This is a genomic window from Candidatus Flexicrinis affinis, assembly GCA_016716525.1.
GTDB lineage: Bacteria > Chloroflexota > Anaerolineae > Aggregatilineales > Phototrophicaceae > Flexicrinis > Flexicrinis affinis.
Genome location: JADJWE010000001.1, coordinates 1,550,841 through 1,563,771 on the forward strand (window position 1 = coordinate 1,550,841; position 12,931 = coordinate 1,563,771).

18 protein-coding genes and 1 tRNA gene are annotated in these 12,931 nt (G+C 63.7%); 11 read left to right on the forward strand and 8 right to left on the reverse strand.

The features are described 5' to 3' along the window. Nucleotides 1–30: 30 nt before the first annotated feature. Genes IPM16_06570 through sufC form a run of 6 tightly spaced genes read right to left on the reverse strand, consistent with a single transcriptional unit; the run spans nucleotide 31 to nucleotide 5,450 of the window. Nucleotides 31–717: a methyltransferase domain-containing protein gene (locus IPM16_06570; GenBank protein MBK9122771.1), complete on the reverse strand. Its 687-nt coding sequence runs from the start codon at nucleotides 715–717 to the stop codon at nucleotides 31–33. Next, entirely contained in the window at nucleotides 717–1,463 is a 747-nt protein-coding gene (locus IPM16_06575; protein MBK9122772.1) for a glycerophosphodiester phosphodiesterase, read from the reverse strand. The genes IPM16_06570 and IPM16_06575 overlap by 1 nt, the downstream gene beginning before the upstream one ends. Nucleotides 1,464–1,523: 60 nt before the next feature. Further along, a complete protein-coding gene (locus tag IPM16_06580) occupies nucleotides 1,524–1,844 on the reverse strand; it encodes a non-heme iron oxygenase ferredoxin subunit (protein ID MBK9122773.1) in 321 nt (106 codons plus the stop codon). A gap of 4 nt (nucleotides 1,845–1,848) precedes the next feature. Continuing rightward, nucleotides 1,849–3,192 carry a Fe-S cluster assembly protein SufD gene (gene sufD, locus IPM16_06585; protein MBK9122774.1) on the reverse strand — a complete coding sequence of 448 codons (1,344 nt, stop codon included), beginning with the start codon at nucleotides 3,190–3,192 and terminating at the stop codon, nucleotides 1,849–1,851. After that, nucleotides 3,192–4,640 (reverse strand): Fe-S cluster assembly protein SufB, encoded by a 1,449-nt coding sequence (sufB, locus tag IPM16_06590; protein MBK9122775.1) that lies wholly within the window; start codon nucleotides 4,638–4,640, stop codon nucleotides 3,192–3,194. Before sufB ends, sufD begins: the two co-directional genes overlap by 1 nt. Before the next feature lie 21 nt (nucleotides 4,641–4,661). After that, the gene (gene sufC / locus IPM16_06595) at nucleotides 4,662–5,450 is read right to left on the reverse strand and encodes a Fe-S cluster assembly ATPase SufC (GenBank protein MBK9122776.1); all 789 of its coding nucleotides are present in this window, start codon (nucleotides 5,448–5,450) and stop codon (nucleotides 4,662–4,664) included. 174 nt (nucleotides 5,451–5,624) lie between these two features. Here sufC and IPM16_06600 point away from each other — a divergent pair, with 174 nt between their 5' ends. Both IPM16_06600 and IPM16_06605 read left to right on the forward strand, forming a co-directional pair. Continuing rightward, nucleotides 5,625–5,936, forward strand: a complete 312-nt coding sequence (locus IPM16_06600; protein MBK9122777.1) for a DUF59 domain-containing protein — start codon at nucleotides 5,625–5,627, stop codon at nucleotides 5,934–5,936. A 63-nt stretch (nucleotides 5,937–5,999) separates the two neighbouring features. After that, nucleotides 6,000–6,073, forward strand: a tRNA-Pro gene (locus tag IPM16_06605). A gap of 182 nt (nucleotides 6,074–6,255) precedes the next feature. Here IPM16_06605 and IPM16_06610 read toward each other — a convergent pair. Continuing rightward, nucleotides 6,256–6,744 (reverse strand): hypothetical protein, encoded by a 489-nt coding sequence (locus IPM16_06610; GenBank protein MBK9122778.1) that lies wholly within the window; start codon nucleotides 6,742–6,744, stop codon nucleotides 6,256–6,258. Nucleotides 6,745–6,825: 81 nt separating this feature from the next. Beyond that, on the reverse strand, nucleotides 6,826–7,074 hold the full coding sequence (locus IPM16_06615) for a hypothetical protein (protein MBK9122779.1): 249 nt from the start codon (nucleotides 7,072–7,074) through the stop codon (nucleotides 6,826–6,828). Nucleotides 7,075–7,271: 197 nt separating this feature from the next. Between IPM16_06615 and IPM16_06620 the strand changes: the two genes are divergently transcribed. The 9 genes from IPM16_06620 to IPM16_06660 all read left to right on the forward strand — a co-directional run bounded on the left by IPM16_06620 (nucleotide 7,272) and on the right by IPM16_06660 (nucleotide 12,923). After that, a complete protein-coding gene (locus IPM16_06620; protein ID MBK9122780.1) occupies nucleotides 7,272–7,499 on the forward strand; it encodes a hypothetical protein in 228 nt (75 codons plus the stop codon). A 106-nt stretch (nucleotides 7,500–7,605) separates the two neighbouring features. Next, complete coding sequence (locus tag IPM16_06625) at nucleotides 7,606–8,097, forward strand: hypothetical protein (GenBank protein MBK9122781.1); 492 nt, start codon at nucleotides 7,606–7,608, stop codon at nucleotides 8,095–8,097. Between the two features lie 17 nt (nucleotides 8,098–8,114). Beyond that, nucleotides 8,115–8,951, forward strand: coding sequence for an ATP-binding protein (locus tag IPM16_06630; protein MBK9122782.1), 837 nt, complete (start codon nucleotides 8,115–8,117; stop codon nucleotides 8,949–8,951). Between the two features lie 179 nt (nucleotides 8,952–9,130). Further along, complete coding sequence (locus IPM16_06635) at nucleotides 9,131–9,343, forward strand: hypothetical protein (GenBank protein MBK9122783.1); 213 nt, start codon at nucleotides 9,131–9,133, stop codon at nucleotides 9,341–9,343. After that, entirely contained in the window at nucleotides 9,340–9,747 is a 408-nt protein-coding gene (locus IPM16_06640; protein MBK9122784.1) for a hypothetical protein, read from the forward strand. Before IPM16_06635 ends, IPM16_06640 begins: the two co-directional genes overlap by 4 nt. Continuing rightward, nucleotides 9,744–10,913, forward strand: a complete 1,170-nt coding sequence (locus IPM16_06645; GenBank protein MBK9122785.1) for a hypothetical protein — start codon at nucleotides 9,744–9,746, stop codon at nucleotides 10,911–10,913. Before IPM16_06640 ends, IPM16_06645 begins: the two co-directional genes overlap by 4 nt. A 292-nt stretch (nucleotides 10,914–11,205) precedes the next feature. Further along, a complete protein-coding gene (locus tag IPM16_06650; GenBank protein ID MBK9122786.1) occupies nucleotides 11,206–11,550 on the forward strand; it encodes a hypothetical protein in 345 nt (114 codons plus the stop codon). An 8-nt stretch (nucleotides 11,551–11,558) separates the two neighbouring features. Continuing rightward, entirely contained in the window at nucleotides 11,559–12,521 is a 963-nt protein-coding gene (locus IPM16_06655) for a hypothetical protein (GenBank protein ID MBK9122787.1), read from the forward strand. A gap of 30 nt (nucleotides 12,522–12,551) precedes the next feature. Continuing rightward, on the forward strand, nucleotides 12,552–12,923 hold the full coding sequence (locus IPM16_06660) for a ParB-like nuclease domain-containing protein (protein MBK9122788.1): 372 nt from the start codon (nucleotides 12,552–12,554) through the stop codon (nucleotides 12,921–12,923). The last annotated feature ends 8 nt before the right edge of the window (nucleotides 12,924–12,931 follow it).

Here is a 12,931-nt window from a genome sequence, read left to right on the forward strand (position 1 = left end):
CAATAATGCCGATGTTGACCATATCCTCAACTAATGAGGAACGGATTGCCCCTTCAGCACGACCGCATAACCCCGAGGCGTGATCATCGGCACGGCGTGGACGTCCAGCCCGGCGGCGAGAAATGCGCTCGTCAGGCGAAGGTACCGCATCTCAAGGGGTTCGGGCGATGGCACATAGCTGCCGGTAATACTCCCCTGCCCTGTTGCCTGAAACAGTACATCGGTGAAGCGCCGCCAAACTCCGCGCATCAGCACACCATGCACTACCACGGCAATTTCAGCACCCGGCTTCAGAACACGGTGCAGCTCGGCGAGGGCGGCGGCGTCGACGATGTAGTCCGAGGGAAATGTACAAACGAGCGCATCGACTGCACCTGTTCCGAGCGGCACTGCCATCGCAGACGCTGTTAGCAGACACGACTGAACGCCCGACCGCGCAGCACGGCGTCGAGCGATCCGGCCCATTGCCCGCGAACGGTCGACTCCGATTGATTTCCAGCCGCGCAGTGCCAACTCCACGTGCAGCGATCCGGTGCCGAAGCCGACTTCCAGCACAACAGCGCCGCGAGGCACGGTGATGCACTGCAAGGCTGTGCGCCGCCATGACGACCACTCGCCACCAGACACGACCCAGGCGACGGCGTCATACGTCCATGCAAGCTGGTTATAGAGAAGATGAAACCCGAAGCGGACCAGTCGCCGCCACGCCGCGAGCACTAGCTGCTCAACGCATGAAGTATCCGGTCAGGATAATCCGTCATCACGACGTCGACTTCGAGGTCGCGCAGTTCGCGGGCGCGCTCGGGATCGTTTACCGTCCAAGTGTTGACCTTATACCCATACTGCCGGGCGATCCGCATATAGGCCGCGTCAATCATCTGGTGATACGGGTGCCGGGCGTAGATTGGTACCCCAGTCATCATCTGGGCGAGCTGCGTATACGGTTCGCCGTCCATGTACAGATAACCAATGCGAGTCGTTGGATACGCCGCCGAGAACCGGCGCAGCACCACCGGATTGAATGATGACACGACGACAGCGTCGCCCACCCCATACCTATCGACCAGGTCCGCTACTTTGTGTTCAATATCGGCCGTGTCCGCCTTGACTTCGATATTGAAGATGAGCTTGCCCGCGAAGGCTGACAGCACTTGATCCAACGTCGGAACCTGAACGGGTGCATGAGCCGGCCACTTCGGACCCGAAGCATTGAGCGCTTGGACCTGCTCTAGCGTGAGGTCAGCCACCTTACCCTGACCGTCGGTCGTGGTGTGGACGTCAAAGTCGTGGATCACAACCGGCACGCCATCGGCGGTCAGGTGTACGTCGAACTCAATGCCATGCGCCCCCTGATCCAGCGCGAGGCCGAACGACTCCATCGTGTTCTCCGACGCATATCCTGAAGCGCCTCTGTGCCCAAACACCAGCGTGCCATGTTCCGCAAGCAGCGTGTCGATGTCCATGGTGGGTCCTCAATTCAAACGGAGAGGCGGCCCCCGGAAGTCCCGAGAGCCGCCTCAATCTTACCGCTTCTTGGCCACTGCGATGTAGACCATTCCGTCTTCCACCCGCGTTTCGTACACAGGAACAGGCACTAGTGCCGGTGGTGCCGTTACCCGGCCATCACGCAGGTCGAACCGCGCGCCGTGGCGCGGACATTCGACCTCGTAGCCGATTACCGGGCCGTCACCCAATGGTCCATCATCATGTGTGCAGCGATCCTCCACGGCGTGGAACTTGCCGCCCACGTTGAACAGCGCGACCCACGTCTTGCCCACTTGAACAACGACTCGTTCCCCGGGCGGCAGATCCGCGACCGCCGCAGCAGCGACAAATCCATCCATGGTTCTACCGTCCGATGATCTTGGCTTCGATTTCGGCCTGCAGGCGCTCGCGCACCTGATCGAATGGTACCCGCTGCAGGAGTTCGTCGAAGAACCCGTCGATCACCATCAATTCCGCCTGATTGCGTGGAATTCCGCGGCTCATCAGATAATGGATCGGCGCCTCTTCAAGCGTGCCGAACGTCGCAGCATGGCTGCACTTCACGTCGTCCGCCTCGATCTCAAGCCCGGGTATGCCGTCCATGCGCGCATCGTCGCTCAGCAGCAGATTCCGATTGGCCTGATAGCCGTCGATCTTCTGCATCTTCGGCAGCGACTTAATCATGCCCTGCCACACGGTGCGTGCCGTATCACGGGCCGCGCCCTTGAACAGCAGGTCAGTGACCGTCAGCGGGGCGTTGTGGTTCTGCTGCGTGTCGAGGTCGAACACCTGATCTTTGTCCGCGAAGAAGAACCCGCTGATCCGCCCGTTGGCGCCCTTGCCGTCGGCGTCGAGGTTGATGTAGTCCTTGAGCAGGTCGCATCCCATGACGCCGAATACCCAGTCAAGCGTCGCGTCAGCGCCGACACGACCGCGCTGATGCGTGAATTCGGTCGTCGTACGGTTCCAGTTCTGCAGCGACACATATCGCAGGTTTGCACGATCCCCGACGAGCAATTCGGTTGCGCCAATGTACAGCGACGGGGCGTCGCTCGCCTCCGACGCGTATTCAACCTGAACGGTCGCCTGCGCGCCCTCCTCGATCACCACTAACACGTGGCCCATCGTGGCGCCGGGTGTGTGATTGTAAAAGACCGCGTGGAAAGGCCCACCTACGGCTACGCCTCGCGGAACATACAGGAACAACCCGTGTGTCCATAGGGCTGCGTGCAGCGCCGCGAACTTGCCATCCGTCGGCACGACCGCGCTTGTCATCAAGTGTTTGCGGACGAGTTCGGGGTGCGACTGAGCCGCAGACGCGAGGTCGGAAAATACCACACCGCGCGCGCTCAGCGCGTCGTCCACGCGGTACTCGACGACCTTGCCGTCGACGAATACCAGCGTGCCGCCTTCTGCTCCGCCAACGAGCGGCTGCCGCGCCTCTGCCGGGACGACCGCCGCCGTTACGCCATTTGCATGCACGAGCTGGCCGGCCGTCGCCCACTGTACGCCGCGAATGTCCGTCCGTCGCCAATCCTCGTCCGTGCGAGATGGCATCGGGAGCGACTCATACACATCCCACGCCTTGGCGCGGAACTCGCGCAGCCACTGCGGTTCGTTGTTGCGCTCGCTAAGCGCCTTGACGTCCTCATTCGTATAGGTGGGACCTGTGACGGCCCCACGCGTACGTACTGCGTTCGCTACCATTAACCAATCGACCCTTCGAGCTGAATCTGGATAAGGCGGTTCAACTCCAGCGCGTATTCCATCGGCAGTTCCTTCACGAGCGGCTCGATGAACCCGTTGACGACCATTGCGTTCGCTTCGTCTTCGTTCATCCCGCGGCTCATGAGGTAGAAGAGCTGATCTTCGCCGACCTTGCTTACTGACGCCTCGTGCCCCATCGTGACGCGCTTTGCGTCCACTTCGATGGTCGGGTACGTGTCCGACCGGCTGGCGTCGTCCAGCAGCAACGCGTCGCACACGACGTTCGACTTCACGTTGTCCGCGCCTTCGACAATCTTGAGCAAGCCTCGATAGCTCGCGCGACCGCCGTCCTTGCTGATCGACTTGCTGATGATCTGGCTGGTGGTGTTCGGAGCCAAGTGTGTGATCTTGGCGCCTGCGTCCTGATGCTGGCCCTTGCCGGCGAACGCGATGGACAGCACCTCGCCGTGCGCGCCCTCCCCTGCCAGGATGACCGCGGGATACTTCATGGTCAACTTGCTGCCGAGGTTGCCGTCGACCCACTCCATGGTGGCCTTCTTGTGGGCAACCGCGCGCTTGGTGACGAGGTTGTACACATTGTTCGACCAGTTCTGAATCGTGGTGTACCGGCAGCGTCCGCCGTCCTTGACGATGATCTCCACCACTGCAGAGTGCAGGCTGTTCGAGCTGTACGTCGGGGCGGTACAGCCCTCGACATAGTGCACATACGCGCCCTCATCCACGATGATCAGCGTCCGCTCGAACTGACCCATGTTCTGCGTATTGATGCGGAAGTACGCTTGCAGAGGCATCTCGACGTGCACGCCCTTCGGCACGTAGATGAACGACCCGCCCGACCACACGGCCGTGTTCAGCGCTGCGAACTTGTTGTCTGCTGAAGGAATCACCGTGCCGAAGTATTCCTTGACGATCTCTGGGTGCTCGCGCAGGCCCGAATCCATATCTAGGAAGATGACGCCCTTCGACTCGAGATCCTGCCGAATGTTGTGATACACCGACTCGCTGTCGTACTGCGCGCTGACGCCTTGCAGGAACTGCTGTTCTGCTTCAGGAATTCCAAGCCGGTCGAACGTGCGCTTGATCTCCTCCGGAACCTCCTCCCACGAGCGCCCGACCTTGTCAGTGGCGCGCATGTAGTAGTAGATGTCGTCGTAGTCGATTCCGCTGAGGTCACCACCCCACTGGGGCGTTTCCTTGGTCAAGAAGATCTCGTATGCCTTGAGCCGAATATCGGTCATCCACGCCGGCTCGTTCTTCAGCCGGCTGATATTGCGGACGACCTCGGCATTGAGGCCCTTCTCGCTGACAAAGCTGTAGCGCACGTCGTCGTCGTGGAAGCCGTAGGCCTCGTCATATCCGCCGCGAACGTCGGTGAGGCGCGCTTCTTCTTCGGTCAGCTGCTTTTCGCTTGGGACAAAGTCCACCATGTCTAGCCTCCCGTAGGTTTCCTATTCGGTTACGACAGCCGCGCCGTACTTCTCACGGACCAGCGCGTAACCGGATTCTTCCAGTTTGAGCGCCAGTTCGGGGCCGCCGCTTTCCACAATCCGGCCGTCAAACATGACATGGACGAACTGCGGCTTGATGTAGTTCAGCAAGCGCTGATAGTGCGTGATCACGAACACGCCCATTTCGGGGTTCATCAGCTTGTTGACGCCATCGGCCACGATTCGCAGCGCGTCGATGTCCAACCCGCTGTCGGTCTCGTCGAGAATCGCCAAAGACGGTTCGAGCGTCGCCATCTGCAGGATTTCGGCGCGCTTCTTCTCGCCACCGCTGAAGCCTTCGTTCAGGTAACGACCGGCGAAGCTGTGATCCATGCTCAGCATGTCCATCTTCGAGCGCAGCAGGCGGCGGAAATCGGGGATGCTGATGCCCTTGCTCTCCGGGTCGACGGCCTTCTTGCGTGCATTGATCGCTTGGCGCAGGAAGTTCGCCAGCGTGACGCCCGGAATTGCAACCGGATACTGGAACGCGAGGAATACGCCTGCGCGGCTGCGCTCGTCGGGCTCCATCGCCAGCAGGTCTTCGCCGTTGTACAGCACCTCGCCGTCGGTGACCTCGTACGCAGGGTTGCCCATAAGGACGTTCGCCAGCGTGCTCTTGCCGCTGCCGTTGGGGCCCATCAGGGCGTGAATTTCGCCCTGCTTGATCGTCAGGTCCACCCCGCGCAGAATCAGGCGTTCCTCGCCTTCGACCCGCGCGTGCAGATTGCGAATTTCCAATGTCGCCGTCATCGGGCTGCTGCCTCCATGTTGTTTCACACGGGTTAAAAGCGAAAGTTACCCGTGGTATAATCCTCTTGGCAGTATATCAGCCGGCAAGACAGGGTGTCAATGACACCTCGCCGTGCCTATAATCGAAATGACGGTACGTTAATCAAACGCTGAGACAGCCGACGAGGAGATCCGATGACTGACGTGGCACAGCCGAAAACCGAGGATGGCCTGCGCGAAGCTCTGCGGGCCGTGGTTGACCCCGAAATTGGCATGAATATCATCGAACTGGGACTGGTTCGCGACATCGACATTCAGGACGACCGCGCGCACGTCACCATGATCATGACGACACCCTTCTGCCCGTACGCGCCGCAGCTGCTGGAAAAGACCCGACAGGTCGCGCAGCAGTACGCCGGCAGGCCGACCACGATCGAGATGGGCCTCGAGATGTGGGACCCGTCGATGATGGAAGAGGGCGCTGCTGACGACTGGGGCCTGTTCTAGTCTTCACTCGAGGTTGCCGCTTGACCCTGCCCTAGCACGAGGACTATACTCTAGGGACACCCACGGGGTATGGCGCAGCCCGGTAGCGCGCTTGCATGGGGTGCAAGAGGCCCTCGGTTCGAATCCGAGTACCCCGACTGGCTTTGAGGGACGGCGGCTCGATGGACATTCAAGATGCCTTCCCTCAAAAGGACCCCCGCGATTTCACACCGGTTTCAGCGGAAAGTGGAATTGCATTGTTAAGGCACTGAGGCGACGGCGTCAACCGTCGCCTCTCTGCTTTATCAGCGCCATCTCCGGCGCTGGAGCATACTCATCATTATGACTCGCGCCACGTCTTATTGAGCGTCGACCACCGCCACGTACTGCGGTCCGTCGGCGTGATCAGCGTCACCACGATCAGGTCGAGCGCCTGCCCGGTCGTCATTTCGATCATCGAACGCACGCCCATCGCGCCCAGCCGCCCGTTGAGAACCCCGTCCTCAATCTCGACGTCCAGTTCGACCGACGCCAGATTCGCGCTCAGATCGATCGACACGACATTCCCCGGCAGATCGTTGGCGATCCGCGTCTGAATCAGCCCCTCGTACGTCGTGGCCACGTTCCGCGCCTCCGCGTCGTTGCGCGACGCCTGCATGAACCGAGGCAGCAGATACACGCCCGCAATCCCCAGCAGCATCAGCACCGCAATCGCTGTATAGATACGATTCTCCTTCGATCGCCGGCGACGTCGCGGAACGGGCGGCATCGCCACTGGCACGTACACCACCTGCGCTGGCGGCCGGTAGGCCGTAGGCGGTCGCGGCATCGATGGCGGCGCCGGCGGCCGTGGCAGCGGCATGCCTCGCGGTGGGGTCGGATCGTCGGGTCTCATGCGCCCACCCCCCTGCTAGTTGTCCGCCGGCGGCACGACAGAATCGACGTACAGAAGTCGCCCGATTCCGTTTTCTCCAAGTTCAAGCCAATTGACCAACGCCACTACAACCTTGTCGTCGATGCGTCCGATCGGTTCGGGGGACATCCACTTCGAGATCGTCGCTTCGCGCAATCCGGTCTCGCGGGCAATGTCCTTTTGATAAATGCGCCGACGCTCGCGGGCCTCACGTTCGCTCACAAGCTGCTTCAGTCGACTGCGCACGACGCCTCCTTGAATCTGATCTGCCATGACTCTACCCCCGTTTTTGCGACTAGTCAACATTCGCAAGCGCAATCGGAAAACAATTTACTTTATCCCATTGACAAGTTACGCAATCGAGTTATCATTACTGTATCGCGTAATTCTTCAATCCTTGCGCGCATCAAGTTTAGCGCTGGTCAGATCGAAAGGCCAACCCAATGCTCGCCACTCAACGCCCCCGTCGATTGACACAAGCCCAGCTCGCACGCGTTTCCATTGCCGAACAGGCCACGTACCACGCCGCGCAGGCACTCGAATCGCTGAAAGCGCTCAATGCTCTGATGCGCGACGAAGCCTCTCTTGCCGCACGTGACGAGCTGCAGGCGCTGGGCAGCACCATCGAGTGGTGGGTCAACTTCGCCGGTCTGCACGACAACCAGGACTAGGAGGCCCATGACTTGACGTTAAACAAAAGCGCCGCCGGCGATGCTACGAACACCGCCGGCGGCCAAGCAGCTCATCGCCCAGACAAGCCACAAGGATAAGCATACCATGACTCCACTTTCCCGCATCGCCTACGACATCCTCTCCGCCGCCCAGGACGCCGCCGCCGAAGTCCGGCGCGACTCCCTCGCCGCCCTCGACACCGGCGATCACACCGCCGCCGCCGCTGCCCTCCCCGACTGGGAGCGCGCCCAGTCGCAGGTCGCCCGCGCCGCCGAGGTCTATTCCGACGCCCTCGCCCGCGAGATCGGCCAGCTCGCCGGCTTCGCCCACATGACCGAACTCGAAAAGCTGTGGGTCACCCACGACCCCGAATACCCCCAGTACCGCAAGGCCTTCGACGACCTGCGCGCCGCCTCCGCCAAACGCACCACCCGCTATTTCCTCGTCGAGCGCCTTCCCATGTGGCTCCCGCACGACGACACCCCCTTCCACGTCGACTCGGTCGACTCCTGGGCCGCCGCCTATGCCGCCTTCCGCTCCAAGTCCGACGTCCTGGCTATCGCCCACCGCGGCCACATCGTCGCCTGCAAAAAGTAGTCCCGTTGACAGGCTAGATAGCATCCGAAAAACAACTTTCGCCCGTCCAGCGAGGTTCGTGCCATGAAAAACCCCTTCCAGCTCGCCACCCCGTCGCCAAGAAGCTCAAGGTCCTGCTCTACGGCCCGTCCGGCTGCGGCAAGACCACCGCCGCCCTCACCTTCCCGCGCTGCGCCGTCATCGACACCGAAGGCGGCACCGATCTCTACGCCGGCCGCCCGGGCATCGCCCCCTTCCACGGCCTGCGCGTCAAGACCGCCTCCGAGGTCGAACAGGCGCTCACCTTCATTGAACAGGATCGCGGCAAGACCTTCGACACGCTCGTCATCGACCCCGTGACCGTCATCTACGACGTCGCCAAGGCCGCCGCCGAACGCGCCAGCAAGAACGGCGACATGTCCTATCGCGAGTGGGCGTCCGTCAACAATAAGATGAAGGCGCTCTACACCCGCCTCACGAACCTGCCCGTCCATGTCGTCGCCACCGCCCGCGAAGCCGTCGAGTACGAAGGCTCCGGAACGTCGCTCCGTAAGGTTGGCGTCAAGCCCGACGCCGACAAGGCGCTCGTCTACGTCTTCGATTTCGTCGTGCGCCTCACCGCCGATCGTGAAGCCGAATCGCTGGCCGACAAAGCCGTCGCGCAGGCCTTCTACGATCACTGGGCGGGTCAGGGCCTCACCAGCGCCGACATGTGCAAAGCCCTCGACGTCGAACGCTTCGGCCAGTGGACCAACGGCCGCGCCGCCGCCGACAAAGCCGTCGCCGACTGGCTCCAGGCCCAGCTCGCCAAACCAGCCACCCCCGCGCCGGTCGCGGAAGCCCCCTCGCCCCTTGAGGGAGAGGGGTTGGGGTGAGGGGGGATCAGATTCCCCTCTCCTCGGGAGAGGGGCTAGGGGTGAGGTTCCCCCCTCTCCACTGTGGAGAGGGGCCGGGGGTGAGGTTTCTTCCCCTCGCCCTGACGACCAACGGGAGCACCGCAGGTCGGGAGAGGGGCTAGGGGTGAGGGCGCTCGCCCAGGCGATCGGATAACCCCATGCCTGACCCCGTCCGCCCCGATCATCTCGCCGCCCTCGCCGAGGACGACGTCCAGGCGCTTGGCCGCATGTGTGCCGGCCGGGCGCATCCCACCCCGCGCGAACAGCAGTTGGTGCACGCCATCGACCAGCTCGAGCGCAACCTGCGACGCAGCCGCAAATCAAAAGACCGATTGAACCCAGACACCCGAACGAAAGGCGGTTCCTCATGATCATTACCCCGAAGGTCGGTGCCGCAATGTCCACGGCCGTCATCCGCGCCAACGACAAGTCCTATCAGCAGCTCGCCGACGAGCTGGCCGACGCGCTGCAGCAGATCGACGCCCTGCGCGCCCAGCTTCGCGAGGCCCAACGCGCCGTGTGGGACGCCACCACCGCTCCGGCAGGTGGGGAAATTCCCCACGTCGCGCCCGATGGCTGGGCCGGTGAAACCTACGCCGGCCGGCCGGTCGTCCGCCTCGGCGCCGCCGCCAAACATCTCGGCAGCTACTCCGCCGCCTACCGCCGCGTCGCCGGCCCGCGTCCGTCCTGGGATGCCGTGCAGCTCCCCTCCGGCGACTGGCTCGTCTTCGTCGACGCCGGCGGCGTCCCCCTGCCGCGAGGAAGCCGCTCATGAACACGCTGCAACCGTTCCACCTCGCCGCGCTTCACGCCGCGCACGCCCTCATGCTGGCCGCTGCCGAAGTCGGCAAGCCCTACGCCTGCTGGGCCAATCACCGCGCCGTCGGCGGCGCCCGCACTGCCGATCAGCTCGTCGACCTCGGCCTCTTCGAGAAGCGCCTCGGCGCAACGCCCGGCGACGTCGACACCTACTTCTATCGCATCACCGGCTACGGCTGCCTCTGTATCGGCCGCCCCTATCCTTTGGAGGATCTACCCATGACCGAGCAAACCACCGTCCGCGAACTCCGGTTCTTCGACCTGCCCGACACGTCCGATCCGCCCCAGCCTACGCAGCCCGTCTCCCCCTCTCTTCGGGAGAGGGGGCCGGGGGGTGAGGTTTCTGAGGAAGAGGGGCTAGGGGTGAGGGCTTCCGACTCCTCCGTCATCGCCGAGCTGCGCGCCGACCGCGACGCCCTGATCGAACAGATCATCGCCCTCGAGGCCCGCGTCAAGGCTGCCGAAGCGGAGCGCGATGCCGCCATCGCCAAGCCGGCCGAGGACACTCGCGCTGACTTCGAGAAGCGCATCTCCAGCCTCTCCGACATGTACATGAACGAAGCGGCCAAAGTCGTCGAGCTGAAGACCAGCCACGCGCTCGCCCTCAAGGCCGCCGAAGACGCACAGGCTGAGCGCGACGCCCTCAAGCGCGAACACCGTGCCCTCGAGCAGCAGATCGCCACCGTCCACGGCACCGATGCGCAGGTCGAATGCGATTTCGTCTTCGACATCACCCCGCACGATCTACGGTCGCGCTGGCTTGCCGGCTGGAAGGTCGAGCACTACGCGCTGGACGGATCGTCCGTCAATGTCATTCTCCGCCGCGACCGCAAACCCGGCCGCAAGGGCAAGCGCGCCCCGCGTGCCGCACAGCAGCCCGTCCCCGCCCGCGCACCCCACGCCCCGGCACCATCAATCCCCACCCGCGCGCCGTCCGCGGCAGTTCTGACCGGCGGCGAAGTTAATTCCCCTCTCCCTGAGGGAGAGGGGCTAGGGGTGAGGGCGCATGTCGTCCCCGACCTCCTCGCCACCTTCAAGCGCAATCTCGCCGATCAGTTCGCCGCCAATCCCGTCGCGCCCATGCGCGCCATCCACGATCTCACCGGCAGCCAGCCGGTCTAGCCCGCGCCATCGCACAAGGAGCATCCCATGATCGACGAAACCGCCATCGCCGTCATCAAGCAGCAGGTTCTCGCCCTCGCCGACCCGGCCGACACCCTCAATGACATCGGCCACAAGCTGGGCGCCCTCTGGCAGGATCACACCGACGCCGGCGACCACGACGGCGCCCGCGCTATCTCCCTCATCTGGGAGCGCACGCAGGAGGTCGGCGTCATCGCCCACGCCGGCGCCAACGTCGCCCGGGCCGCGCTGCAAACCGCCGTCGAGATCGCCGACGCCATCCCTGAACCTCATGGAGGAATCCTACGAGCAGGGCATCGCCGACGCCGAGGAAATGATCTTCGAGGACCTTCACAGCGGCTACGGCGATCAGATCTACTTCGACGATCCCGCGTCCGAGATCCTCGACGTGCTCACCTACGAGCTGAGCCATGGCAGCACGCACTACGTCGACGCCCGCGATCGCTGCACCGAAGACGACGTGACCGCCTTTGCCCTCTACCTGGCCGGCCGCACCCCGCAGATGACCGGCGATCTGGCCGCCATGGTCTGCGACTTCATCGCCAAGTTCGGCGCCGAATACCGCCGCTGGCACGCCGATCAGGTCGCCGCCCGCCAGTCCGCCAAGTCCGCCTGAGGCCCGCCATGTTGACGCCTTCGCCCGATGCCACCCTGCGCGCCCAATGGACCGACGCGCTGCGCCTGCTGTACGACGGTTGGAACACCGCTGTGCCGCCCCGCACGCTCAATACGCTCGTCAATTTCGGGTTTGTCGTGCCGGTTCCCGGCGGGTTCCGCCTCTCGGACGCCGGCGTCGACTTCCTGCACGGTGTCGAGCGCCCGTCCCCCGAACCCGAACCCCGCCGAATCATGAAGGAGATCGTTCCAGTGGACATCACCCTGCAAGAACAATTGTGGCTGCGCGACCTGCGCGAGCTGCAGCAAACGCCCGTCCTCAAGATCCACGGATCGCGCATCAACGCGCTGCTCAAGCGCGGTTGGATCGCGCCCCGCCGCGACGGCGGCCATGACCTCACGCCCGACGGCGAGGCCTTCGTCGAGCAGCACGCCGGCGTCGTGCTCGACCTGCCTCCGCGCCAGGACGACGGCGCCCCAGCCAAACCGAAGCCGCCCCGGCCGCCGGCTGCCATCGTCGCGCCCGCCCCCAAGCGCACCAACACCGAAAAGCGCGAGGCGATCGCGCAGCTCCTGCGCGACGGCGATTGGGTCCAGTACGCCGACCGCGAAATCGCCCGCAGTTTGGACGTCGATCACAAGACGGTCGCGGCCATCCGCGCCGAGCTCGAGGCCGCCGGCGAGATAGAAACCGTCGACACACGCCTGTTCCTACGCGGCGACGCCGTCATCCCCATGCAGCTTGGCGACAACGGCGCGCACATGACCGTCGAGTTCGCCGAAGAAGTTCAGAATCTGCGCTACGAACGCGACACGCTCAAGGATTCGGCCGGTCTGCACGAGAACCGCATCGACTCCCTGCGCGGCGCCCTCCGCGACGTCCGCGAGCAGGCCTTGACCGGCCTCACCGCCCGCAAAGTCGACAACTACGCCGATATCGTCCGTACCGCCAGCTCCGCGCTCGAAGGTTAGCGCCGTCATCGCTCACAAGGAGACATCCTCATGCACGTCCTTACCCTCGATTTTATCCGCCTGGACGGCGGCACGCAGACCCGCGTCGGCATCGAGCAGGCCATCGTCGCCGACTACGCCGAACAGATGGCCGCCGGCGCCGTGTTCCCGCCCGTGATCGTCTTCCACGACGGCACCGACCACTGGCTCGCCGACGGCTTCCACCGCGTCGAAGCGGCCAAACAGGCCGGCTGTGCCGAGATCGCCGCCGACATCCGCGACGGATCCAAGCGCGACGCCGTCCTGTTCAGCGTCTCCGCCAACGCCGCCCACGGCCTGCGCCGCGCTCATTCAGGACCCCGCGGCACAGAAGCAGGCGTTCCAGGCATATTGCGGTCTCTCCGTCGAGTGGAACTGGCGTGATCGTCTTG

Bases quoted from the DNA above. Each gene is read 5' to 3' on its own strand.
- IPM16_06580 (MBK9122773.1), bottom strand. From the start codon at position 1,844: ATGGATGGATTTGTCGCTGCTGCGGCGGTCGCGGATCTGCCGCCCGGG.
- IPM16_06620 (MBK9122780.1), top strand. From the start codon at position 7,272: ATGCTCGCCACTCAACGCCCCCGTCGATTGACACAAGCCCAGCTCGCA.
- IPM16_06635 (MBK9122783.1), top strand. From the start codon at position 9,131: ATGCCTGACCCCGTCCGCCCCGATCATCTCGCCGCCCTCGCCGAGGAC.
- IPM16_06655 (MBK9122787.1), top strand. From the start codon at position 11,559: ATGTTGACGCCTTCGCCCGATGCCACCCTGCGCGCCCAATGGACCGAC.
- IPM16_06660 (MBK9122788.1), top strand. From the start codon at position 12,552: ATGCACGTCCTTACCCTCGATTTTATCCGCCTGGACGGCGGCACGCAG.
- IPM16_06640 (MBK9122784.1), top strand. From the start codon at position 9,340: ATGATCATTACCCCGAAGGTCGGTGCCGCAATGTCCACGGCCGTCATC.
- IPM16_06575 (MBK9122772.1), bottom strand. From the start codon at position 1,463: ATGGACATCGACACGCTGCTTGCGGAACATGGCACGCTGGTGTTTGGG.
- sufD (MBK9122774.1), bottom strand. From the start codon at position 3,192: ATGGTAGCGAACGCAGTACGTACGCGTGGGGCCGTCACAGGTCCCACC.
- sufB (MBK9122775.1), bottom strand. From the start codon at position 4,640: ATGGTGGACTTTGTCCCAAGCGAAAAGCAGCTGACCGAAGAAGAAGCG.
- IPM16_06610 (MBK9122778.1), bottom strand. From the start codon at position 6,744: ATGCCGCGACCGCCTACGGCCTACCGGCCGCCAGCGCAGGTGGTGTAC.
- IPM16_06625 (MBK9122781.1), top strand. From the start codon at position 7,606: ATGACTCCACTTTCCCGCATCGCCTACGACATCCTCTCCGCCGCCCAG.
- IPM16_06600 (MBK9122777.1), top strand. From the start codon at position 5,625: ATGACTGACGTGGCACAGCCGAAAACCGAGGATGGCCTGCGCGAAGCT.
- IPM16_06650 (MBK9122786.1), top strand. From the start codon at position 11,206: ATGGAGGAATCCTACGAGCAGGGCATCGCCGACGCCGAGGAAATGATC.
- sufC (MBK9122776.1), bottom strand. From the start codon at position 5,450: ATGACGGCGACATTGGAAATTCGCAATCTGCACGCGCGGGTCGAAGGC.
- IPM16_06645 (MBK9122785.1), top strand. From the start codon at position 9,744: ATGAACACGCTGCAACCGTTCCACCTCGCCGCGCTTCACGCCGCGCAC.